The organism is Bacillus sp. EB600 (assembly GCF_024494385.1).
GTDB lineage: Bacteria > Bacillota > Bacilli > Bacillales > Cytobacillaceae > JAEVLT01.
The window spans coordinates 1-532 of the sequence record NZ_JAEVLT010000154.1 but is presented as its reverse complement, the minus strand read 5'-3'; the positions used below and the strand labels follow the sequence as shown (position 1 = coordinate 532).

1 pseudogene is annotated in these 532 nt (G+C 37.0%); it reads right to left on the bottom strand.

Features of this window, described 5'->3' with window-relative positions:
* A pseudogene (locus tag JN080_RS29075) lies at window positions 1-532 on the bottom strand (transposase); the annotation flags it as partial.

Below are 532 nucleotides of genomic sequence, written 5' to 3'. Positions count from 1 at the left end.
CGAACCCACTTAAATCTCCTGCTTCACCTAAAATGCCTGCAAGTGCAATTTCACTGATTCCTTTAATGGTAAGTAACTTTCTCGCGAAAGTAATTTGTTTAAGGACCTCAGTGACTTCTTTTTCAACTCGCTCAAGTTGGGTTGTTGCTAGATCAAATTCTTCAATTAATTGTTCTAGGTGTAATTTATAATTAACAAAGCTTGGTGAGTACCAACAGAATGCTTAGCTAATTCAATTAGAATTGTGCTTTTTTAATCCAGCTTGGCGCTTCATCTGGGTTTTCCAGCCATTAACGATATCATGTGCTTTCATTGAACGAAGTTCAAGTGGTATTGGAAATAAGCGAAGAGTGGCAATTGCACCTTTCCCTTTAACATCTTTAAATACCTGTCGAAGTTCAGGAAAAACAATATCTACCCAACGATTGATTTGATTGACAGCACTAACAAGTCGTTTAACAGTCATGTCACGGTTAGACATTAAAACTCGTAGTTTTTCAAAGGCCTCTGAAGTAGGTCGAATAAAGGAATA